The following is a 21,789-nucleotide window of genomic DNA, read 5'->3' as shown; positions in this document are numbered from 1 at the left end:
ACCTGCGATACTTTTCGGGCAGATGTGGCAAAGACCATGTCTGCCCGAAGCAGCTAACAGCCTTTCACAGCTTGTCCGTCAGCTTCTTGATCGCCGGCTTGATCGCTCCAGCCGCGTCGTCATAACCATCCCACGCCTTGGTCTTGGCCAGCAGCGCCGGAACCGTGCGGATCGTATAGCGCTTGGGATCGAGCCCGTTCTTCACCTGCGCCCACGTGATCGGCATCGACACCGTGGCGCCGTCACGCGCCCGCGGTGACAACACCGCGACCGCAGTCGACATGCGATCATTGCGCAGATAGTCCAGAAAGATCTTTCCCTTGCGCAGCTTCTTCGACATGTTGAGCAGATACTGCTCGGGAGTGTCGTTCGCCATCCACTGGCACACGTCCTGCGCGAACGCCTTCGCCTCCGGCCACGTCACCTTGTCGCGCGCGCCGTATAACAACGGCGTCACCACGTGCAGGCCCTTGCCGCCGGTGGTCTTGCAGAAGCTTTCCAGACCTAGCGTCTTCAGGCGCTGCCGCATCTCCTTGGCCGCGGCAATCACCTCCTCGAATGCGACGTTCGGCGCCGGATCGAGATCGAATACCAGCCGGCCCGGCACGTCGTAGACATCGGGCGCGCAATTCCACGGATGCAGCTCGACGGCTGCGACCTGCGCCACCGCGATCAGGCCTTCGACCCGATCGATCTGCAGATAGGGTTTGCGATCGCCGGACACTTTCACCAGCTCCAGCAGATCGGACATACCCTGCATCCCATGCCGCTGGAAAAACCGCTCGCCGCCGATGCCATCCGGCGCGCGCACGATCGAACATGGCCGCCCTTTCAGATGTTCGATCATCCAGTCGCCGACGGCTTCCAGATAGGTCGCGAGATCGAGCTTGGTGACGGGCTCGCCGTCGCCGGCATCCGGCCACAGCGCCTTGTCCGGCTTCGAGATCGCAACGCCCATCACCGTCGCCGAACTCTTCGATCGCGCCGGCGTCTTGTGCACCGTGGTGCCGCCGGTCGCGACCGTCGCCGCGGCACGCGCGACGGGCTTGGCAACCTTGGCCGCGACGACCGGCTCCTCGGCGACGACCTCGCGCGCCGGCTTGTCCTGGCGCAGCCCCTTGAACGAGGCCTGCCTAACATTGTTGTCCGCGGTCCAGCCGGCGAACTCGATCTCGGCGACCAGTTCAGGCTTCACCCAATGCACCTCGCGCGCCTTGCGCGGAGCGTTCTTGCCGCTGAACGGGTTCTTGTCGGATGCGGCCGCCTTCAGCGCCGGCATGATCTCCTTCACCGTGTCCTGGCCGAAGCCGGTTCCGACGATGCCGACATAAGCGAGGTGATCGTCCTTGTTGACGCCGACCATCAGCGAGCGGAATTTGCCGTTGGTGGTCTTCCAGCCGCCGATGACGACCTCGTGGCCGGGCCGCGTCTTGGCCTTGGTCCAGCTCTCGGTGCGGCCGGAGTGATAGGCCGAATCCAGCTTCTTCGACACGATGCCCTCGAGGTTCAGCTTGCGTGCCGAGTCCAGCACGGCCTCGCCGTCGCTCTCGAAATGCTCGACATAGCGGATAACGGGCGTCCTGCCCTTCATGTTCGCCTTCAGCAGCTTCGCCAGGCGTGCCTTCCGCTCGTGCAGCGGCTGGCGGCGCAGGTCGAACTCGTCGACGAACATCAGGTCGAAGGCAAAGAACACCAGCTCATCCGTCTGCCCGGACGAGATCGCCGCCTGCAGCGCCGAGAAGTTCGGGTTGCCGTCCTTGTCGAGCGCGACGATCTCGCCATCGATAATCGCATCCGGCAGCTTGGCCGCGGCTTCCGCGATCGCGCCGAACTTGGCGGTCCAGTCGAGGCCCTTGCGCGTCTTCAAGGTCGCCTGGCCGTCCTCGACTCGGATCTGCACGCGATAGCCGTCGAACTTGATCTCGTGCGCCCAGCCCTCGCCGCTCGGCGGCGCGGCCACGGAGGTGCACAGCTCGGGCGGCACGAAGTCGGGCAGCGACGCGACGTTTTTGGGCTCGATCGTCTTCGTCGCACGCTGTGACTTCGCACCACTGGCCTTCGTGGCCTTAGCTCTTGTGGCTTTGGCTTTCGGCGACGGCGCCTTGGTCAATCCCTTGTTGATCTTCGGTTCGTTGTCTCCGCGGTTGGAGTGCCACACCGCATCGGCGTTCATGCGCTGGCTCTTGGCCAGCATGAACGGCTTCGGCGCCTTGCCCTTGCCGGCCGCGATCTGCTCCATGGTGCGCCCAGACGCGACCGACTTGTCGGCACTCAGGATGTCGTTCGCTTCGCCTTCCCTGGCAAACTCATCGCGATGCTTGATCAGCAGCCAATTGGTGCGCTTGCCGCCGGTGCGATCATGGCGCATTCGCACCAGGACCCAGCCACCATGCAGCTTCTCGCCGTCGAGGGTGAATTTGAAGTCGCCCTTCTTGAAGCCGCGTTCGGCATCGTCGCTCTCCCAATAGCCGCGGTCCCACAGCATGACCGTGCCGCCGCCATATTCGCCCTCGGGAATCGTGCCTTCGAAGTCGCCGTAGTCGAGCGGATGGTCTTCGACCTCGACCGCGAGGCGCTTGTCGTGCGGATCGAGCGACGGCCCTTTCGTCACCGCCCACGACTTGAAGACTCCGCCGAATTCGAGCCTGAGATCATAGTGCAGCCGGGTCGCGTCATGCTTCTGGATGACGAAACGGGGACGGTCCGCAGGGGCAACCTTGGCATCCCCGGACGGCTCTGCCGTTTTCTCGAAATCGCGCTTCTTGCGATAGGTGGTAAGCTTCTTGATCGCCACGGTGATCCCTCGCGTTGGGCGCTAGCGTAGCAAAGCCGGCCGGGTCGCGGAACCGGCTGAACCGCATGATAACACCGGGCAAAGTTCCGTGTTCCCGGCGCTCGTCGAGCCCGGGTGTTGCCGCCGTTCGCCCTCTGCGAAACGAGAGGGTGCAGGGAAGGCCGGGTGCTGACCGCGGCCCATGGCCCGCCTGCAACAAAAAAGCAGGCGGCAGTCACCACAGGTACGGCCATCAACCGGCCTTCCCTGCGCGATGGTGTTAACGCTTACTTCGCGATCTCCCCGGTGTCCGGCTTGTTAGCCACCGTCGCCCGCGTGCCTCGCCGGCAGCACGGACTTGACGCCAGCATCGGGGCGCCAGGACCACGCGACTTCACGTCCGAGAGCCAGCGCTCGTCCGCGCATGAAGCGCACGCTACCGTCTCGTCCATCGCCTCCCACACTCCACGTATCGTGACGACGCGTACGCCCTCTGCATGAGGCGGGATGCGCGGAAAGATCGGTCTGATTTGCCCGACAACGCAAGGGATAATGACTGCGACATAGTAACCCGACGGGCATGCTCCATCGTAACGCCACTCTTCGCGAGGCAGAGCCGATCATACCCGCTCGTTTCACGGCGTCATGGCCGGGCTTGTCCCGGCCATCCACGTCGTTCGGCGGATGCGGGTCGACGTGGATGCCCGGGACAAGCCCGGGCATGACGAGTGACAAACAGGCGGCGCATCCGGGGTAATTGCTCCAAGCCGCTGCACACGGAACCGCAACGACGACTTGTCCGTTGCAACGCTGTCCTCACCGTTCACGGAGATCCCGATGGCCCCCCGCGCCTATTGGAAAGGCTCGCTCAAACTCTCGCTCGTCAGCTGCCCTGTCGTGCTCTATCCGGCATCCACTTCGGTGGAGAAGACGCGCTTCCACCTGATCAACCGCGAGACCGGCAATCGGCTCAAGCAGCAGATGGTCGATGCCGAGACCGGCGACATCGTCGAGAGCGAGCAGAAGGGCCGCGGCTACGAGCTGTCCAAGGGGCAGTATGTCGAGATCGAGCCGGAGGAGCTGGAGGCGGTCCAGATCGAGAGCAACCACACCATCGACATCGACAGCTTCGTGCCGCGTGAGGAGATCGACCAGCGCTACCTCAATCATCCCTATTACATCGCTCCCGACGGCAAGGCAGCGGTCGACGCATTCGCGGTGATCCGCGACGCCATGAAGGACCAGGATCGCGTCGCACTGGCACGCATCGTGCTGACGCATCGCGAGCACGTCATCGCGATCGAGCCGATGGGCAAGGGCATGCTCGGCACGACGCTGCGCTTCCCTTACGAGCTGCGCGACGAAGCTGAGTTCTTCGACGACATCAAGACGCCGAAGATCACCAAGGACATGGTCGAGCTCGCCGGCCACATTCTGGAGACAAAGGCCGCGCATTTCGATCCCTCGGAGTTCAAGGATCAGTACGAGACGGCGCTGAAGGCGCTCGTCAAGCGCAAGGCCTCTGGCAAGCCGATCAAGCTGCCGGAGCCGGAGGAACGGTCCGACAACGTGGTCAGCCTGATGGATGCGTTGAAACAGAGCCTGGGCAAGGGCGGCAAGAAGGCGTCGCGTTCACCATCGCGGCGAGCGCCGTCGCATCGCCGTCCGGCAAAGAAGGCGCATCGCTCGGCGGCGCGGCAACGCAAGGCCGGATGAAGTCGTAACCTGGATGTCGCTGCGCTCATCCGGCTACAGACGGCTCGTCTAGCTCAAGCCCCCACGCCCACCGCCGTCATCCCGACGAACGCCGGGATCCATACTCCACGGCGGGTATGGTGAGACGAGACTGGTCGGACATCCCGCCCCATCACATCTCCCTGGGGTTCTGGGTCCCGGCGTTCGCCGGGACGACAGCGGATGATCGGGCGACGACTGCGCGTCACGGCGCGCGTTGCGCTGATCAGCGCTATCAGTTCTTCTTCGACGACTTCTTCTTTGTCGTTTTCTTGGTGGTCTTCTTCGTGCTCGTCTTGCTCGCACTCTTCGAGGATTTCTTGGCAGATTTCTTCGCCGAGGACTTCGCGCTCTTCCTGGCCGGCACCTTCTTGCCTTCGCGGCGCGCTTCCGACAGGCCGATCGCGATCGCCTGCTTGCGGCTCTTGACCTTGCGGCCCGAGCCACCGCTCTTCAACGTTCCGGCCTTGCGCTTCTTCATCGCGCGCTCGACGTCCTTGGACGCACCCTTCGCGTATTTGCGTGCTGTTCGTGCCATTGAAGATGATCTCCCTGTGACACCACAGCAATCACGACACGGCGCGAAGGTTCCGTTTCCGAGGAACAGGGGATCCGAGGATGAGCTTCGCGATCTGTCACCATGGGCTGCGTGGGGACTGGGTTGATCTTCGCCAGCTCCCCTTTCCGCAGAGGTCGCGCTGCCTGCTTGCGGGCAAAAGTCGGATTGCATCGAAGCTGCGATCCGAATTGAGGCCTACTTCACCGGCCGCTTCTCCAGCTTGCGGGCCAGGGTCCTGCGATGCATGCCGAGGCGTCGTGCGGCTTCGGAGATGTTGAAGTCGGTATCGATCAGGGTCTGATGGATGCGCTCCCACTCGAGCGTCTTGATCGACGTAGCGCGCTCCGCGAGCGCCACCTGGGCGTTGCCCTGGGCCTTGCGGAAGGCTTCCTCGATGTCGTCGGTGTTCGATGGCTTGGCGAGATAGTGGCAGGCGCCGAGCTTGATGGCCTCGACGGCCGTGGCGATGCTGGCGAAGCCCGTGAGCACCACGATCAGCATCTCCGGATCATGCGCATGCAGCTTCTCGACACAGACGAGGCCGGAGGCGCCGCCGAGCTTGAGGTCGACGACGGCATAAGTAAACGTCCTTTCTTTCAGGATGTCGTCGACCTGCTCGAGCGAGGCCGCGATCACGGCCTCATAGCCGCGGCGCTCGAATGAGCGTTTCAGGGTGCGTGCGAAACCGTCGTCGTCCTCGACGATGAGGAGAGAGCGTTCAATCTCCACTGGGCTCTCCAATCGCAAGCATCGACAGCGGCAGCGAGAGCCGCACGGTCGCCCCGCGTCCCCGATGGTTCCAGGCAGAAACGCTGCCGCCCAGCTTGCGGATCACGTTGACCACCAGGAACAGGCCGAGGCCGCGGCCCGGGCGGCCCTTGCTAGACTGGTAGGGACGCCCGAGTTGCCCGAGCATGACCGGATCGAAGCCGGGTCCACGATCGCTGACGCTGAGCAGCAGCTGATCGCCATCGCGCTCGACGACGAGCTCCACCCATTCGCGCGACACTTCGAATGCGTTGTCGAGCACGTTGACGATGGCCTGCTTCAGCGCGACGTCGGAGACGATTGCAGGGTCCGCGCCGAACTCGTTGCGGACCATCAGGTTGCGCGCCGAACGCGCCGCGCTCCATTCCGCCACCAGCGTGGTCAGGAACGCCCTCAACGTCGTCGGCGCCGATCCTTCGCCGCGCGCCTGCCCGGCCGACACCAGGATGTCTGTGACGATCGACTTGCAGCGCTGCACCGCGGCTTCCATTTCGGTGAAATCCTCCGCCAATGCCGGATCGGCCGAGATCGCGGTCATGCGCCGCCAGTCGTTCAGGATCACCGAGATCGAGGCGAGCGGCGTGCCCAGTTCATGCGCGGCGCCCGAGGCCAGGAGGCCCATGCGAATGATGTGATCCTGCTCGGCGGCATGCTGACGCAGATCGGCGAGCTTGGCGTCGCGCTCGCGCAGGTTACGGTTGATGCGGGTGACGAAGACGACGAGCAGCACGGCGTCGAGCACGAAGCCGACGAACATTCCGGTGATGTGCAGCGCGAAGGCGTCGCTGACGTGATGCTGCGGGAGATCGAGCGGGCGGTACTCGATGGTGAGCCAGACGAAGCTGAGCACGGTGAGCGCGACCAGCGACCAGGACGAGCGCGCATCGAGCAGCACGGCGCCAAGCGTCACCTGAAGCAGATAGAGACAGGTGAATGGATTGGACGCGCCGCCGGTGAGATAGAGCTCGGACGTCAGCGCCACGACGTCGAGCATCAAGGCGATCAGCAGATGGCGATTGGCGACATCGTCGCGCGTCCGCAGCCAGATGTGGCTGGCCACGTTCAGCGCCACGAGCGCGCAGATGATCGCCGCCATGGGCAGCAGTGGCAGGGTGATGCCGAACCAGTACGTGACGAAGGCGATGGTGACGATCTGTCCGACCACGGCGATCCAGCGCAGCTGAATCAGCAGCACCATGTTCTTGCGGTTGGTCGCATCCTTGGTCGGCAGCGGAGCGTGGATCTCGGGTGTGGCGATCGCTGCGACAGCTCCGATCGGCAGATTCGGCGCCTCGTTCCTCATGACGCGGCGTCCGCAATTGGCGTAAGCGTCGAGGGGACTAGTCCGCTCACAATGGCGACGCCCCATGTCCACGCATGCCCTGCTGCCGATGATCCCATTCCGCATCCTGCGCTGCCGCCGCGCCGGCCTCGCCGCGCGCGCGGTGCAGCCGCTGCACGCCGGCGCCGGCCAGCATCAGGGCCAATGTAAACCACGTCAGCGCGTAAACCAGATGGTTGTTCGGAAAGGCGATCACGGTCAGGCCACCGATCGGGAAGCCGCCCGGATTAGGCGTCGCGTCGGCATCGACGAAGTAAGGGGCGACGTCCTGCAGGCCGCGCGCGGCCGCGATCGCCGCGACGTCACGTGAATACCAGCGATTGGCCTGGGGATCATTGTGGCGCAGGAAGCCGCCGCCGGGCTCCGAGAGCCGCAGCAATCCGGTCACGCTGACCGCACCATCCGGGTTCCCGGCGCCGCGGCTGGCGCGATCGCGCCGATCCGACGGCACGAAGCCGCGGTTCACCAGCACGACGCCCTCGGTCGTCTGCAGCGGCGTCACGACCCAATAGCCGGGCCCCTCGATCGTGAGCGCCTGGACCAGCGTCTCGCCGTCGTTGAGGAAGCGGCCGCTCAAGGTCACCCGCTTGTATTCGTCGTCGTTGCGGTTGACCGCCGGCCATGCGGCCCGCTGCGGCACGGGCACCGGCGCGGCATGAACGCGGCGCTCGACCCGGTCGATCAGATCGAGCTTCCAGGCGCGGCGCTCGACCTGCCAGACGCCAAGCGCCAGCAGGATCGCGACGCACGCGACCCAAGCCGCCCCGATCGCAAGCGTCGCCGGCCGCCACGCGCCCGGCGTTCTCCGTCCCCCTGCCCCGTCGGCAGGAGCCGGCATCACGGCGTCTGGCCCATCTCGTGGACCGGCATCATGTTGGTGGTCAGATGATGCATGACCCACAGCGAGCCTGACAACGCGATCACCACCATGATGATGGTGAAGATCAGCGCCATCATGGTCCAGCCGCCCTCGGCCTTGGTGTTCATGTGCAGGAAGAAGACCATGTGGACGACGACCTGCACGGCCGCGAACGCCATGATGATCAGCGCCGTCACCTGCTTGTCGAGCGAGCCGCTCATGACCAGCAGGAACGGGATCGCCGTCAGGACGACCGAGAGACCGAAGCCGATCAGCTGCCCCTGCCGCGTACCGGCATGGTCATCGGCCGACTGGTGCGCATCCGCGTGGGCGTGGACATCCGAGCTCATCGCAGCATTCCCATCAGATAGACGAAGGTGAAGACACCGATCCAGATCACGTCGAGGAAGTGCCAGAACATGCTGAGGCAGACGAGGCGACGCCGGTTGGCCTCGATCAGGCCGAAGCGCTTGACCTGCACCATCAGCGTGACCAGCCAGATCAGGCCGAACGTCACGTGCAGGCCATGGGTTCCAACCAGGGTGAAGAACGACGACAGGAAGGCGCTGCGCTGCGGCGTCGCGCCCTCATGGATCATGTGCGCGAATTCGGTCAGCTCGATACCGAGGAAGGCGAGGCCGAACAGGCCGGTGACGACGAGCCAGCCCTGCATCGCGCCAACGCGGTTCTGCTGCATCGACAGCATCGCAAAGCCGTAGGTGAGCGACGACAGCAGCAGGAACGAGGTGTTGACCGCGACCAGCGACAGGTCGAACAGGTCCTTCGGCGCCGGGCCCGCGGCGTATTTGGCGCCGAGCACGCCATAGACGGCGAACAGGATCGCGAAGATGAGGCAGTCGCTCATCAAATAGATCCAGAAGCCGAGCTGCGTGCTGCTGCCTTCCGGGTGATCGTGCTCGTCGACGACGTAGAAGACCGGCTCGCCGGCCTTTATAGTGCCCGTTGCAATCGTCATGACTTGGCTCCTGCCACGAGCAGCTCGGTGCGGGCGCGCTCGACGCTGACGACCTCGTCAGCCGGAATGTGGAAGCTGCGGTGATAGTTGAAGGTGTGGCCGATCGCGACCGCCAGCAGCGCGACGAAGCTGCCGGCCGCCATCCACCACATGTACCAGATCAGGCCGAACGCCATGGTGGTGCTCAGCCCTGCCAGGATCACGCCGGTGCCGGTGTTGCTCGGCATGTGGATCGCCTTGAAGCCGGTGAGCGGACGGGCGTAGCCGCGGCGCTTCATGTCCCACCACGCGTCGTTGTCGTGGATGACGGGCGTGAAGGCGAAGTTGTAGGCCGGCGGCGGCGACGACGTCGCCCATTCCAAGGTGCGCGCATCCCAGGGATCGCCGGTGGTGTCGACGAGCTGCTCCCGGCGCAGCACGCTCACGGCAATCTGGATCAGGAAGCTGGCGATGCCCAAGAGGATCAGGAACGCGCCGATGCCGGCGATGACGAACCAGATCTGCAGGCTCGGATCATCGAAGGTGCGCAGGCGGCGCGTCACGCCCATCAGGCCGAGCACATAAAGCGGCATGAAGGCGAAGTAGAAGCCGACCGTCCAGAACCAGAACGACATCTTGCCCCAGAACGGATCGAGCTTGAAGCCGAACGCCTTCGGGAACCAATAGGCGATGCCGGCGAACAGGCCGAACAGCACGCCGCCGATGATCACGTTGTGGAAATGCGCGACCAGGAACAGGCTGTTGTGCAGCACGAAGTCGGCCGGGGGCACCGCGAGCAGCACGCCGGTCATGCCGCCGATCACGAAGGTCAACATGAAGGCGACCGTCCACATCATCGGCAATTCGAAGCGGATACGGCCGCGATACATCGTGAACAGCCAGTTGAACATCTTCGCGCCCGTCGGGATCGAGATGATCATCGTGGTGATGCCAAAGAACGAGTTCACGCTGGCGCCGGAGCCCATGGTGAAGAAATGGTGCAGCCAGACCAGATAGGACAGGATGGTGATGACGACGGTGGCGTAGACCATCGAGGTGTAGCCGAACAGCCGCTTGCCCGAGAAGGTCGAGGTGACCTCGGAAAAGATGCCGAACGCCGGCAGGATCAGGATGTAGACCTCCGGATGGCCCCAGATCCAGATGAGGTTGACATACATCATCGGATCGCCGCCGAAATCATTGGTGAAGAAGTTGGTGCCGATATAGCGGTCGAGCGACAGCAGCGCGAGCACCGCCGTCAGCACCGGGAAGGAGGCGACGATCAGGACGTTGGTGCACAGCGAGGTCCAGGTAAACACCGGCATCTTCATCATGGTCATGCCGGGCGCCCGCATCTTCACGATGGTGCAGATCAGGTTGACGCCGGATAACAGCGTGCCAACGCCGGCCACCTGCAGCGCCCAGATGTAATAGTCGACGCCGACATCCGGACTGTAGGACAGGTTCGAGAGCGGCGGATAGGCGAGCCAGCCGGTGCGCGCGAACTCGCCGACGAACAGCGAGCACATCACCAGCACGGCGCCCGCCGTGGTCATCCAGAAGCTGAAATTGTTGAGGAACGGAAACGACACGTCGCGCGCGCCGATCTGCAGCGGAACGACATAGTTCATCAGGCCGGTGACCAGCGGCATCGCCACGAAGAAGATCATGATCACGCCGTGCGCCGTGAACACCTGATCATAGTGGTGCGAGTTGAGGTAGCCCTCGGAGCCGTTGAAGGCGATCGCCTGCTGCAGGCGCATCATCAGGGCGTCGGCGAAGCCGCGCAGCAGCATGACGATGCCGAGCACCATGTACATGATGCCGATGCGCTTGTGGTCGACGGTGGTGAACCACTCCTTCCAGAGATAACCCCAGAGCCGGAAATAGGTCAGCGCGCCCAACAGCGCGAGGCCGCCGAGCGCGACCATCGCGAAGGTGCCGACGATGATCGGCTCATGCAGCGGCAGCGACTCCAGGGTCAGCCGGCCGAAGATGAGCTTGGTGAGATTGGCAGTGTCGAACATGATGTGATCCTCGCGAATCCGAACGTCAGGAATTCGACTTGGAGGTCGGCAACGGGATGAACGACGCCTTGGACGGCCGCATCAGGCCGGGCCGTTCCAGCCCGCGGCCCTGCAGCGGCGTCCAGTCGAGCGGCGCCAGCACGGTGGGCGAGGAGTCCTCGGCCATGCGCGTGACCTGGTCGCCCGGCAGGCAGACGCCGCCGGCCACGAAGCTCGGCTCGGCGCCGAACACGGCGCCGCGGCCGGCGAACTTGTCGTAGGCGAGCGGCAGCGTGTTGCGCACGCCGGCCATCCCCATGCCGCCCCGGGCATCGATCGCCATCATCTCGCTCATGCACATCTTACCGGTCTCGACGCACATGTTGAGGATGGCGCGGAACAGGTCGCCATCGACGGAGGCGTAATAGCGCACCGGCTCGTTGGCGCTCGGACGCTCCAGCGTGAGATATTCCGACTTGCCGAGCTGAGTGCCGCTGGCCTTGGCCTTCTCGACCCAGCTGGCAAACTCCGCATCCGACAGGCCGTGGAAGGCGAAGCGCATGCCGGAGAAGCCGGCGCCGCTGTAGTTCGCCGAGAAGCCGCGATAGACGCCGGGCTTGTTGATGACCGCGTGCAGCCGGCTCTGCATGCCCGGCATCGCGTAGATCTGGCCTGCGAGTGCCGGAATATAGAACGAGTTCATCACCGAGGACGAGGTGATCCGGAAATCGAGCGGCCGGTTCACGGGAGCGGCGAGCTCGTTGAGGCTGGCGATGCCGTATTCGGGATAGATGAACAGCCACTTCCAATCGAGCGCGACGACGTTGACCTCGAGCGGCTTGTCCTGCGGCGTCACTGCGCGATCCGCCGAGATGCGGCCGAGGGTGCGGTAGGGATCGAGCAGATGCGTGCCCATCCAGGTGACGGCGCCCAGGCAGATGATGATCAGAAGCGGCGCGGCCCAGATCAGAAGCTCGAGCTGGGTCGAGTGGTCCCAGTCCGGCGTGTAGGTCGCGGACTGGTTCGACTGGCGGTAGCGCCAGGCGATCATGGCGGTGGCCACCATCACCGGCACCACGATCAGCAGCATCAGAACGGTGGCGATGATCACGAGATCGCGCTGCTGGGCGGCGACGTCACCGGAGGGCGCGAGCACCACCAGATTGCAGCCGCCGAGCGCGAGCCCCAGCGGTAGCAGGGCCAATATCTTCCAGTAACGCACGATTAACCTCGTCGAAGCGCGGATCTCTGAACGAGGCCTCACGTAGCGACCGGACGTCACGCCCAACATTGGACAATTTGTCCAATACCGGAGCGACGCTGGGGCAGACATCTACGGGCCTGAGATAGAGTGCGAGAGGACTGCGAGCGGCGATGACACAGGCAGCGGCCATGGACGGCGAGACCAATCTCTCCCGCAGGCACGAAGCGAATCCGGGCGAGATCGCGATCGGCGTCATCATCGGCCGCACGTCGGAGTTCTTCGACTTCTTCGTCTACGCCATCGCCTCGGTGATCGTGTTTCCGCGGCTCGTTTTCCCGTTCGCCGACGAGCTCACGCAGACGCTGTATTCCTTCGCGCTGTTCGCGCTCGCCTTCATCGCCCGCCCGTTCGGCAGCGTGATCTTCATGGCGATCGACCGCCGCTACGGCAAGAGCGCCAAGCTGATCATCGCGCTGTTCCTGCTGGGCACCTCCACCGTCGCAATCGCCTTCCTGCCGAGCTATTACACCGTCGGCGCGGGCGCGATCTGGCTGCTGGCGCTGGCGCGAATCGGCCAGGGTCTCGCCTGGGGCGGCGCCTGGGATGGGCTCGCGTCGCTGCTCGCGATGAACGCGCCGGAGCATCAGCGCGGCTGGTACGCGATGATCCCGCAGCTCGGCGCCCCGCTCGGGCTGATCGTCGCCAGTGTGCTGTTCGCCTTCTTCGTCGGCAATCTCTCGGCAGCCGATTTCTTCGACTGGGGCTGGCGCTATCCGTTCTTCGTCGCCTTCGCCATCAACGTCGTCGCGCTGTTCGCGCGGCTGCGCATGGTGGTGACGCCAGAATATGACGAGCTGTTCCAGTCGCGCGAACTGCAGCCTGCCAGCGTCAGCAACACCATCCGCCACGAGGGCCGCAACATCGTGATCGGCGCCTTCGCGCCGCTGGCGAGCTTCGCCCTGTTCCACATGGTGACCGTGTTTCCGCTGTCCTGGGTGTTCCTGTTCACCAAGGAGACGCCGGCGCGATTCCTGATCATCGAGGCCGTCGGCGCGGTGTTCGGCGTGGTCGCGATCATCGCCTCCGGCATGCTCGCGGACCGCATCGGCCGCAAGTCGCTCTTGATCGGCTCGGCCATCGCGATCGCCGTCTTCTCCGGCTTCGCGCCGCAGCTGCTCGATGCAGGTCCGGTCGGCGAGACCGTCTACATGGTGCTCGGCTTCATCCTGCTCGGCCTGTCGTTCGGCCAGTCTTCCGGCGCGATCGCCGCCAACTTCGCCCGCACCTATCGCTACACGGCGTCGGCGCTGACGGCAGACCTGGCCTGGCTGTTCGGCGCCGGCTTCGCGCCGCTGGCGGCACTGCTGCTGGCATCGTATTTCGGCCTGCTGTCAGCCGGCGGCTATCTGCTGTCCGGCGCGGTGTGCACGCTGCTCGCGCTGTGGCTGAGCGCACCGCGGCAGTTGGAGCAGAAATAAGCGAGGCGACACAATTCGCTGCTATTGGCCTCTTTGACAGATTGAGCTTCCGGCCGCGAACAGCGTGCTGATCGAGACGAAAGCTTCGATCGTAGTTTGCGCGCTTCGCCCTGCTAGGAAAGACTTCCACCCCTCACCCTGAGGAGCCCGCCGAAGGCGGGCGTCTCGAAGGGCGAGGCCACAGCTAGGGCCTCATGGTTCGAGACGCGCCGCGCCCGAACCATCTCGGCTTGCGTCAAGCAGATTGCGGCGCGGCGCTCCTCACCATGAGGGTGGGGTTAAGAGACCGGCGACACGTGGGCTACACGCTCATGTCGATGATCGGGATCAGACTCAGCGTTGGAGACCAACGACAGATCAGCTGCCCCGCCACTTCCGCTCCGCCTCGTCCCACGCCGCGAGCGGCTGCAGGTCCGGCACCCAGGCCAACCCGGTCTTGGCGTCCGACGACACCGCCTCCGGCGTCACCACCATGTCGAGCAGCGCCGGACGATTGGCGAGCGCGCGCTCAATCGCCGGCCCGAGCTGCTCCTCGGTTTCGACGCGCTCGGCATGCATGCCGAAGGCCCGCGCCATGGCGGCGTGATCGGCGAATTGCAGTTTTGTGCCGACGATCTTGCCGTGCGTCACGGTCTGGTCGTGCACCTCGATCTGCCAGGCGCCGTTGTTGGCGACGATGATCAGCACCGGCGCCTTGTGGCGCACGGCCGTATCCACCTCGATCGCGTTGAAGCCGAAGGCGCCATCGCCGGTCGCCACCACCACGGGCTTGTCGGGATAAGCGAGACTTGCAGCGATACCGTAGGGCACGCCGATGCCGATGCAGCCGAACGGGCCGGGATCGAGCATGAGCGGCGCGCTCAGGCCCACACGCGCGAAGGACAGGAAATCACCGCCGTCGGTGATGACCACGGCATCATTGCCGATGGCCTCCTGCAACGCTGACAACACGCGATTGGGATGCAGCCGACCGTCCGAGCCGGGGGCTGCCGTCGCCATGCTCTGCTTCAGCTTGGCGGCGCGTTCCTGATGCGCGGCGCGCAGCCTCGCGGCCCATTGCCGATCGACGGCCGATTCGCGATTGCCCGCCAGCGCGACGATCGCACCAAGCGTCTCCGCCGGTGACGCAAGGATCTCGGCCGCGCCGCGACGGTTGTCGCGCAACTCGCTTGCGGTGTCGCTGATGCGGACGAACTTCGCGTCCTTGAACACGGCCGGCGAGCCATAGGCCAGCTGGAAGTCGAGCTTTCGTCCGACCGTGAGCACCAAATCGGCATCGCCCATCACGGCGCCGCGCATCGCGCCGACCACGGACGGATGGTCGTCGGGCACGAGCCCCCTGCTCTCGCCAGTGTCGAGATAGACCGCGCCGAGCCGGTCGAGCAGCGCGATCAGCCCGGGACCGGCACCACGCGCACCACGCCCGGAGATGACGAGCACGCGGCGCGCCGACCACAACAGCTCGACGGCCTTCTCGACCTCAGCGGGATCCGGCCGTGTCGCCGCGCGCGGCTTCGGCGCGAGATGCTCGTCCAATTGCAGCGGCTTCGGAACAATCCCGCGCAGCGTATCGACCGGAAAGTCGATGAAGACCGGCCCCGGCTCGCCGCCATCGCCGAAGGCGCGCGCGATCGCCTCGTCCAGCTCCTGCAGCACCAGCGACGGCTCGCGTACGGTGCGGGCATAGCGTGTGATCGAGCGCACCAGCTGGGTGTGATCCATGTCCTGCAGGCCGCCGCGGTTCTCCTGCGGTCGCGGATTTCCGCCCGACATCACAAGCACCGGCGCGCGCGAGACGTGGGCGTTGGCGATGCCGGTGATCGCGTTGGTCATGCCAGGTCCTGCCGTGACCAGCGCGACGCCGAGCTCGCCGGTGAGCTCCGCATGCGCCTGGGCCATGTGGACAGCCGCGCGCTCGTCGCGCACGTCGATGATCTGGATTCCCTCCGCATCGAGCCGCATCCAGATCGGCATGATGTGACCGCCGCACAGCGCGAAGACGCGAGTAACGCCGCGGCGCTTGAGCAGGCGGGCGATCAGGTCGGCGGCACTGTCGGGAGAGACTTTCATCGGACCACTCCGGCGAACGAGGTTGCGGTCAGCCCGGCGCCAGCCAGGCCACGAGCAGCGAGACGGTGAGGACGGCGAAGATGTGCGAGACGAGGATCGAGCCCGAGGTGACGCCCGCCTCCAGGCCGTAGAGCTTGGCGATGGTGAACGGCCCGGAGCCGATCGGCAGCGCGCTCAGGATCACGGCCGAATGCGACCACAGCGGCGGCATCGAAAACACGTGGAAGGCGAGCAGCGCCGTCACCGCCGGCTGCATCACGAGCTTCAGCGAAACGAGAATGGCGATCGAGGTGGCGTCGCGCGTGACGACGCGCTCTTGCGCGAGGAACAGTCCAATGCAGACCAGCGCCGCCGGCGAGGCCGCGCCACCGAGCAACGTCGTGAAGCTCATGAACGGCGCCGGCAGCGCGAAGCCGCTCAGGCCCACAGCGAGCCCCGCGACGGGCGCGATGAACAACGGGCTGGTCAGCAGCGAGCGCGCGACCTTGGCGATGGTGGCGCCGAGCGTGGCGCCCTTCTGCAGATCCATTTCGACCACGACGATCGCAAACAGGAACAGCACGCAGGCCGTGAACAAGGTTGCGATGATCGAGGCCGGCGCGCTGTCTGGACCGAACACCAAAAGGCACATCGGAATGCCCATGAAGCCGACATTGCTGTAGCCGGCGTCGAGCCCCTCGATGCTCGCATTCGCGACCCGTCGTCCGCGCAGCCGGCTGATGACGAAGCCGGTCGCAAAGGTCGCGGCGATGCCGCCGCAGAAGGCGCCGATGAAGCCGAACTGGCTGACCTGATCGACGCCGATCTTGGACATCGCCGTGAAGATCAGCGCCGGCAGCGCGAGATAGACCGCGAAGCGGTTGAGATTGTCGGTCGCGGTGCGGTCGAACACACCGAATCTGCCGCACAGGAACCCGGTGAGGATCAGTGCGAAGATGGGAAGAGCGGAATTGAGAACGGCCTGCATCGCAGCTACATATCAGACGCGCGGCGCATTGCAGCGACCAACTCACGAAAATCTCTTCTTCAGCTCGCGATGCAGGATCTTGCCGGTGGCGTTGCGCGGCATCTCCGCGTCGGTGATGAAGGCGTAGCTTCGGGGCCGCTTGAAGCCGGCGAGACGCTCCTTGGCCCAATCGACCAGTTCGCCCTCGTTCACCGTCATGCCGTCGCGCGGCACGATCACGGCATGGACGCGCTCGCCCCATTTGTCGTCCGGCAGGCCGATCACGGCGATGTCCTTGACACTCGGATGCGCGCCGACGAGCGCCTCGACCTCGGAGGGATAGATGTTCTCGCCGCCCGAGATGATCATGTTGCTCTTGCGGTCGGCGAGGTGGATGTAGCCGTCGGCATCGCGGCGGGCCATGTCGCCAACCGAACAATAATCGCCGCGAAACGCCTCCTTCGTCTTCTCCGGCAGGCGCCAATAGCAGTCGAAGGTGTGCGCGTTGGAGGAATAGAGCTCGCCCGCCCCGCCGTCCGGCACCTCGTTGCCGGCCTCGTCGAGAATGCGGATCGGCGCGGCGCCGACGCATTCGCGGCCCACCGAGCCGAGCTTGGTGAACTGCTCGTGCGGATGGAGCATGGTGACCCAGCCGGTCTCGGTGGCGCCATAGAGCTCGTAGAGGCCCGACTTCGGGAACATCTCCATGACCTCGCGCTTGGTCTCCGGGCGCGCCGGTGCCGAGGAGATCATCAGCTTGGTGACCGCGCTGAAATCGTGCTGCGCGCGGATCGCGCGCGGCAGGTCGAGCATCATGATGTAGTGCGTCGGCACCAGCGAGGTGAAGGTGGAGCCGCCGTCGGCGAGCGTGGTCACCGCGTGCTCGGGATCGAAGCTCTTGCGCGAATAGATCGAATTGACGCCGCCGATGTAGCCGAACGCGCCGAAGAAGTTCAGCGAATTGGCATGGCACATCGGCATCACCAGCAGCGCGCCGTCATTGCGGCTGAGCTTCAGCTCGATCTCGGTGACCATCGACAGCAGCACGGCACTGCGATGGCTGCGCAATACGCCCTTCGGCTTGCCGGTGGTGCCGGACGTATACATCAGGGTCCAGGGGTCGGACAGCACGACGTGCTGGTCGGGCTCGCTGGATGACGCCGCCGCGATGATGTCCTCATAGCAACGATAGCCGGCCGGGCGCGGCCGCGTGCCGAAGTGGATGAAGCGATCTGCGGCGATGCCGAGATCCTTGCGTGCCTCCTCGACGAGGCCCACGAGTTCGTCCTGCACGATGACGGCAGCCGCTTCGGCGTTCTGGACGATGAACTCCACCTCGGGCGCGGTGAGGCGGAAATTGATCGGCAGTGCGACGAGGCCGGCCTTGGCGGTGGCGGCATAGATCTCGCACCATTCGACGCAGTTATAGGCGAGGATCGCGACGCGATCGCCCTTGGCGAGCCCGAGGCCGATCAGCGCGTTGGCGAGCCGGCAGGCGCGCTCATTCCACAGCGAAAAGCTCATCGATCGTTCGAGGTCGCGGGCCCCGGTTCGCTCCGGCGACGTCCGGGCGTGCGCCGACAGCATCTGCCCGAAGTTCAAGAGCTCCCTCATCGTCGTTCCCCTCACCTCTAAGGATCGTGTCCGGCAGGCCGATCGACGACCGCGGCACGCCCGCGATGACGACCGTGCCAATCGGTTGCCGCGGGGTATAGCCGGATGCCCCAGTCCGGTTGAATCCGGCTGACGGGGCGGGCGGCGCATTCACCAATGCCGACCCGAGCGGCGACATGCGGTCTCGGCGAGTGGCAGCGGTGAACGGCATGCCGCCGCTGTCACCCGATGTCGGATCAGCTCTTTCGCCGAGCAGACTGCCCGCTGGCGCAGGCATACATGTTGATTTCCATGCCGACGGAGACTTCGACGATCTTGGGCGCAGTCCAGCTCATGCTCTTTCTCCCGGGGGGGCAGATCATCGCCGCGCAAGCGGCCACCTGCATCACCGGCAACTCTCAGCACCCGGTGAAGGCAAGCGTGATCATGTCGGCCTTCGCCCGTCAGGACGAAGGATCTCTTCGATTAGTTCGCCTGCTTCGTGATCCGGATCAGCGTCTGGTCGACGAAGCTCTTGATGTCCTGATCAGGCTTTCGAAACAGCTCGCGCTCGACCGTCAGCATGCGGCCGGGGACCGTCTTCTTGCAGAGCTCGCGCAGGAACACGCCGCCGACCGGCTGCTCGCCAGCCGTCGGCTGCCGCTCCTGGCAATCCCAGCCGTCGGCGCCATAGCGCGACTTCACCTGGTTGCCGAGCAGGAACGCCTTCTTACGAATGTAGAGCCGCGCCTTTGGATCGGTCTCGATGGTGAGGCCGGTGACGGTCCCCTTGTCGTCGACCAGAACGGTCAGCAGCACCGGATGCCCCGCAACCTTGGTGCCGTCCTGGCTGGTCTCCGGATCGAAGTCGAAGCGCACCGCATGACGTGACTGCTCGTCAGCCGGACAGTCGCGCCAAGCCGACCATGCATTGAGCTTGCGGCTTGGATCCTTGACGCAGGTCAGGTTGACATAGCCTTCGTTCGGCAAATCGCCGACGGGCATGCCGACGGTGATGTCGCGCAAATCGTAGGTCGGCACCGCCTGGGCGGAGGCCGCATGCATGACGAAAGGCAGCAGAACCATCGCGAAGATGGCGGCAAGTGATGTCCGTTTCATTTGGATGGCTCGCTTGCAGGCTTGGTGGCGTTGGCCTTGTAGATGTCGCAGACGCGCGATGTATTGCCGAAGAAGGCCGTGCATTCGTCGTAGTTGGGCTCACCGCGCCCCTTGATGTGCGCGAGCACGTAGTCCGCAACCGCCTCGATGTCATTGGGGCGCAGGAACACGCCCCCCTCGGGCGGCATGCGCTCGCCGACGTCCTGGCGGCTCATGTCATAGCACTTTGCCGTGTCATAGGAGCCGCGCGCGAAATACGGCATGCCCGTTCCAGGTCGGCCGCAGGTCACGGTCTCGATGATGTGCTGGCGGTCGAGCTCGGTCTTGCGCAGCGACAGCGCGTCGCCGCCATAGCCGCCACCACCATTGCCGTGCCATTTGTGGCAGCCGACGCAGTTCGCGCGCTTGAACACCGCTTTGCCCGCTTCGGTCGGGTCGGCAGGTGCGGCTGACTGCGCCGAGGCGAGCGGTCCTGAGACGAGAACGAAAGCCAACGCCACGGCGGACGTGATCGCACTGATTTTCATCTGATCTTCTTGTCGAACAGGGAATAGGGGCGGAGCGGAGGCAAGGCCTCCGCTCCGAAACCGGCATCACAGCGCGAAGACGTAGAGCATCGAGCCGGGCTGGATCTTCTTCAGCTCGGGCGTGGCTTCGATGAACCACTTGTCCCAGGCGCCGCCGAGACCGACCAGGATCGCGACATACTGCTTGCCGTCGACCGAGAAGGTCACGGGAGGCGCGTTGACGCCGCCGCCGGTGTTGAACTCCCACAGCTTCTGCAGCGTCTTCGCATCGAGCGCCATCACCTCGCCGGAGGGCTGGCCGGTGAAGACGAGATCGGGTGTCGACAGCATGCCGCCGAGGTTCGGGAACGGCGTCTCCATCTTGCCGGCGATCTTGCCGGTGGTGACGTCGATCGCGGTCACGCTGCCCGTGATCTTGAACGGCTGGCTCGGTCCGCCGCCGGTCCAGAACTCGCGCGGCTTCAGCTTGTCCTTGGTCGCCTCTTCGACGGTGATCCGGTTGCAGCTCTCGATCACCGGGATGTACCAGAGCTTGAGATCCGGATTGTAGGACGTCGGCGGCCAGTTCTTGCCGCCCATGTTGCCGGGGCAGATGTCGGCGACCTTGTTCTCACGATGCGGCGTCACCGCAGCGTTGTAGCGCTGCACCGGATTCTTCGGATCGTACTCGATCGGCTTGCCGGTCTCGGGATCGAGGCCCTTGGTCCAGGTCACCTTCTTGACGAACGGCAGTCCCCAGATGAACTTGCCGTTGGTGCGATCGATCGCATAGGCGAAGCCGTTGCGATCCGCTTCCAAAGCGAGCTTCAGCGTCTGGCCGTTCGGCGCGGGCACGTCGACCAGGACGTTCTCGGCGACGCTGTCATAGTCGTAGGGATCATTCGGCGTGTGCTGATAATGCCACTTGATCTTGCCGGTGTTGGCGTCGAGCGCCAGCGAGCTGTCGGTGTAGAGGTTGTCGCCGGGACGATAGGCATTGTCCCAGTCCGGACCGGGGTTGCCGACGCCCCAGATGATGGTGTCGGTCGCCGGATCGTAGGTGCCGGTCACCCAGGTCGAACCGCCGCCGGCCGCGGCCGCGTCGTTGCTGTCCTTCCAGGTTTCGCTGCCGGGCTCGCCCTTTGCCGGAATGGTGTGGGTGCGCCAGACTTCCTTCTGGGTGCCGAGATCGGTCGCCGCGATCCAGCCGCGGATGCCGTATTCGGCGCCGGCGACGCCGGTGATCGCCATGTTCTTCACGATCAGCGGCGCGCCGGTGATGACCTCGCCCTTGTCGGGATCGGCGACCTGACGCTGCCAGGCCACCTGCCCGGTCTCCTTGTTGGTTGCGATCAGGCGCCCGTCGAGCGTGTGCGAGACGACGAGATTGCCCCACAGCGCGACGCCGCGATTGTCGACGCCGCAGCAGGCGATGGCGCCGGCCCAGTCATGATCGGTCTTGGGATCCATCTTCCAGACCAGCTGGCCTTTGCCGCCGCGGGCATCGATCTTGTAGACCGAGCCCCAACCGTCGGTCACATACATCATGCCGTTCTCGACGATCGGCGTGCCTTCGAGACCGCCATGGCTCCAGATGCCGCCACCCTCGACGCCACCGAGATGCATCGTCCAGGCAACCTTCAGATTCTTGACGTTGTCCTTGTTGATCTCCTTCAACGTCGAGAAGCGCGTGCCCGAATAGTTCTTGTGATGATGCAGCCAGTTGCCGGCTTCCTTGTCGGCATTGAGCAGCCGCTCCGGCGTCATCTCATCGGCGGCTTGCGCCGGAGAGGCGAGCTGGAAGCAGGCGAAAGCTGCGCTGGCGAGCAGCATCGCCCGTAACGTGGACCTGACGTGTTTCCTCATCATTTCCTTCT

The 21,789-nt window shown here is 64.9% G+C and carries 18 protein-coding genes; 2 read left to right on the top strand and 16 right to left on the bottom strand.

Annotation, left to right across the window (positions count from 1 at the left end; translation table 11 throughout):
• Window positions 1–64: 64 nt before the first annotated feature.
• The gene (gene ligD, locus HL666_RS01190) at window positions 65–2,794 is read right to left on the bottom strand and encodes a DNA ligase D (protein ID WP_172179476.1); all 2,730 of its coding nucleotides are present in this window, start codon (window positions 2,792–2,794) and stop codon (window positions 65–67) included.
• An 816-nt stretch (window positions 2,795–3,610) separates the two neighbouring features.
• Here ligD and ku point away from each other — a divergent pair.
• Window positions 3,611–4,489: a non-homologous end joining protein Ku gene (gene ku / locus HL666_RS01185; RefSeq protein ID WP_172179474.1), complete on the top strand. Its 879-nt coding sequence runs from the start codon at window positions 3,611–3,613 to the stop codon at window positions 4,487–4,489.
• A 253-nt stretch (window positions 4,490–4,742) separates the two neighbouring features.
• Here the strand turns inward: ku and HL666_RS01180 are convergent, their stop codons facing one another.
• From HL666_RS01180 to cyoA, 8 genes are all read right to left on the bottom strand, one after another.
• A complete protein-coding gene (locus tag HL666_RS01180) occupies window positions 4,743–5,045 on the bottom strand; it encodes a DUF6496 domain-containing protein (protein ID WP_172111223.1) in 303 nt (100 codons plus the stop codon).
• 216 nt (window positions 5,046–5,261) lie between these two features.
• Entirely contained in the window at window positions 5,262–5,795 is a 534-nt protein-coding gene (locus HL666_RS01175; RefSeq protein ID WP_172111224.1) for a response regulator transcription factor, read from the bottom strand.
• Window positions 5,785–7,137, bottom strand: a complete 1,353-nt coding sequence (locus tag HL666_RS01170; protein ID WP_172179472.1) for an ATP-binding protein — start codon at window positions 7,135–7,137, stop codon at window positions 5,785–5,787. The genes HL666_RS01175 and HL666_RS01170 overlap by 11 nt, the downstream gene beginning before the upstream one ends.
• Window positions 7,138–7,183: 46 nt before the next feature.
• Entirely contained in the window at window positions 7,184–8,014 is an 831-nt protein-coding gene (locus tag HL666_RS01165) for an SURF1 family protein (RefSeq protein ID WP_172111226.1), read from the bottom strand.
• A complete protein-coding gene (gene cyoD, locus HL666_RS01160; protein ID WP_172111227.1) occupies window positions 8,014–8,385 on the bottom strand; it encodes a cytochrome o ubiquinol oxidase subunit IV in 372 nt (123 codons plus the stop codon). The genes HL666_RS01165 and cyoD overlap by 1 nt, the downstream gene beginning before the upstream one ends.
• Window positions 8,382–9,011, bottom strand: a complete 630-nt coding sequence (gene cyoC, locus HL666_RS01155) for a cytochrome o ubiquinol oxidase subunit III (protein WP_172111228.1) — start codon at window positions 9,009–9,011, stop codon at window positions 8,382–8,384. Before cyoC ends, cyoD begins: the two co-directional genes overlap by 4 nt.
• Window positions 9,008–11,017, bottom strand: a complete 2,010-nt coding sequence (cyoB, locus tag HL666_RS01150; protein WP_172179470.1) for a cytochrome o ubiquinol oxidase subunit I — start codon at window positions 11,015–11,017, stop codon at window positions 9,008–9,010. Before cyoB ends, cyoC begins: the two co-directional genes overlap by 4 nt.
• Window positions 11,018–11,042: 25 nt before the next feature.
• Complete coding sequence (gene cyoA / locus HL666_RS01145; RefSeq protein WP_172179468.1) at window positions 11,043–12,218, bottom strand: ubiquinol oxidase subunit II; 1,176 nt, start codon at window positions 12,216–12,218, stop codon at window positions 11,043–11,045.
• 152 nt (window positions 12,219–12,370) lie between these two features.
• On the opposite strand from cyoA, the gene HL666_RS01140 reads away from it, so the two are divergent.
• Window positions 12,371–13,678 (top strand): MFS transporter, encoded by a 1,308-nt coding sequence (locus HL666_RS01140; RefSeq protein WP_172179466.1) that lies wholly within the window; start codon window positions 12,371–12,373, stop codon window positions 13,676–13,678.
• Between the two features lie 357 nt (window positions 13,679–14,035).
• On the opposite strand, the gene HL666_RS01135 is transcribed toward HL666_RS01140, so the two are convergent.
• The 7 genes from HL666_RS01135 to HL666_RS01105 form a co-directional block, all read right to left on the bottom strand.
• The gene (locus HL666_RS01135) at window positions 14,036–15,748 is read right to left on the bottom strand and encodes a 2-hydroxyacyl-CoA lyase (protein WP_172179464.1); all 1,713 of its coding nucleotides are present in this window, start codon (window positions 15,746–15,748) and stop codon (window positions 14,036–14,038) included.
• Window positions 15,749–15,776: 28 nt separating this feature from the next.
• The gene (locus tag HL666_RS01130; protein ID WP_172179462.1) at window positions 15,777–16,715 is read right to left on the bottom strand and encodes an AEC family transporter; all 939 of its coding nucleotides are present in this window, start codon (window positions 16,713–16,715) and stop codon (window positions 15,777–15,779) included.
• Between the two features lie 42 nt (window positions 16,716–16,757).
• A complete protein-coding gene (locus HL666_RS01125) occupies window positions 16,758–18,308 on the bottom strand; it encodes an AMP-binding protein (protein ID WP_172179460.1) in 1,551 nt (516 codons plus the stop codon).
• Between the two features lie 236 nt (window positions 18,309–18,544).
• Window positions 18,545–18,643 carry a pyrroloquinoline quinone precursor peptide PqqA gene (gene pqqA / locus HL666_RS01120; RefSeq protein WP_172111298.1) on the bottom strand — a complete coding sequence of 33 codons (99 nt, stop codon included), beginning with the start codon at window positions 18,641–18,643 and terminating at the stop codon, window positions 18,545–18,547.
• 130 nt (window positions 18,644–18,773) lie between these two features.
• Window positions 18,774–19,406, bottom strand: a complete 633-nt coding sequence (locus HL666_RS01115; RefSeq protein ID WP_172131583.1) for a hypothetical protein — start codon at window positions 19,404–19,406, stop codon at window positions 18,774–18,776.
• A complete protein-coding gene (locus tag HL666_RS01110; protein WP_172111299.1) occupies window positions 19,403–19,900 on the bottom strand; it encodes a c-type cytochrome in 498 nt (165 codons plus the stop codon). The genes HL666_RS01115 and HL666_RS01110 overlap by 4 nt, the downstream gene beginning before the upstream one ends.
• 99 nt (window positions 19,901–19,999) lie before the next feature.
• The gene (locus HL666_RS01105) at window positions 20,000–21,778 is read right to left on the bottom strand and encodes a methanol/ethanol family PQQ-dependent dehydrogenase (RefSeq protein ID WP_172111300.1); all 1,779 of its coding nucleotides are present in this window, start codon (window positions 21,776–21,778) and stop codon (window positions 20,000–20,002) included.
• Window positions 21,779–21,789: the final 11 nt, after the last annotated feature.

It is taken from the genome of Bradyrhizobium aeschynomenes (assembly GCF_013178945.1).
GTDB lineage: Bacteria > Pseudomonadota > Alphaproteobacteria > Rhizobiales > Xanthobacteraceae > Bradyrhizobium > Bradyrhizobium aeschynomenes.
This window is presented reverse-complemented; position numbering and strand designations above follow the sequence as displayed.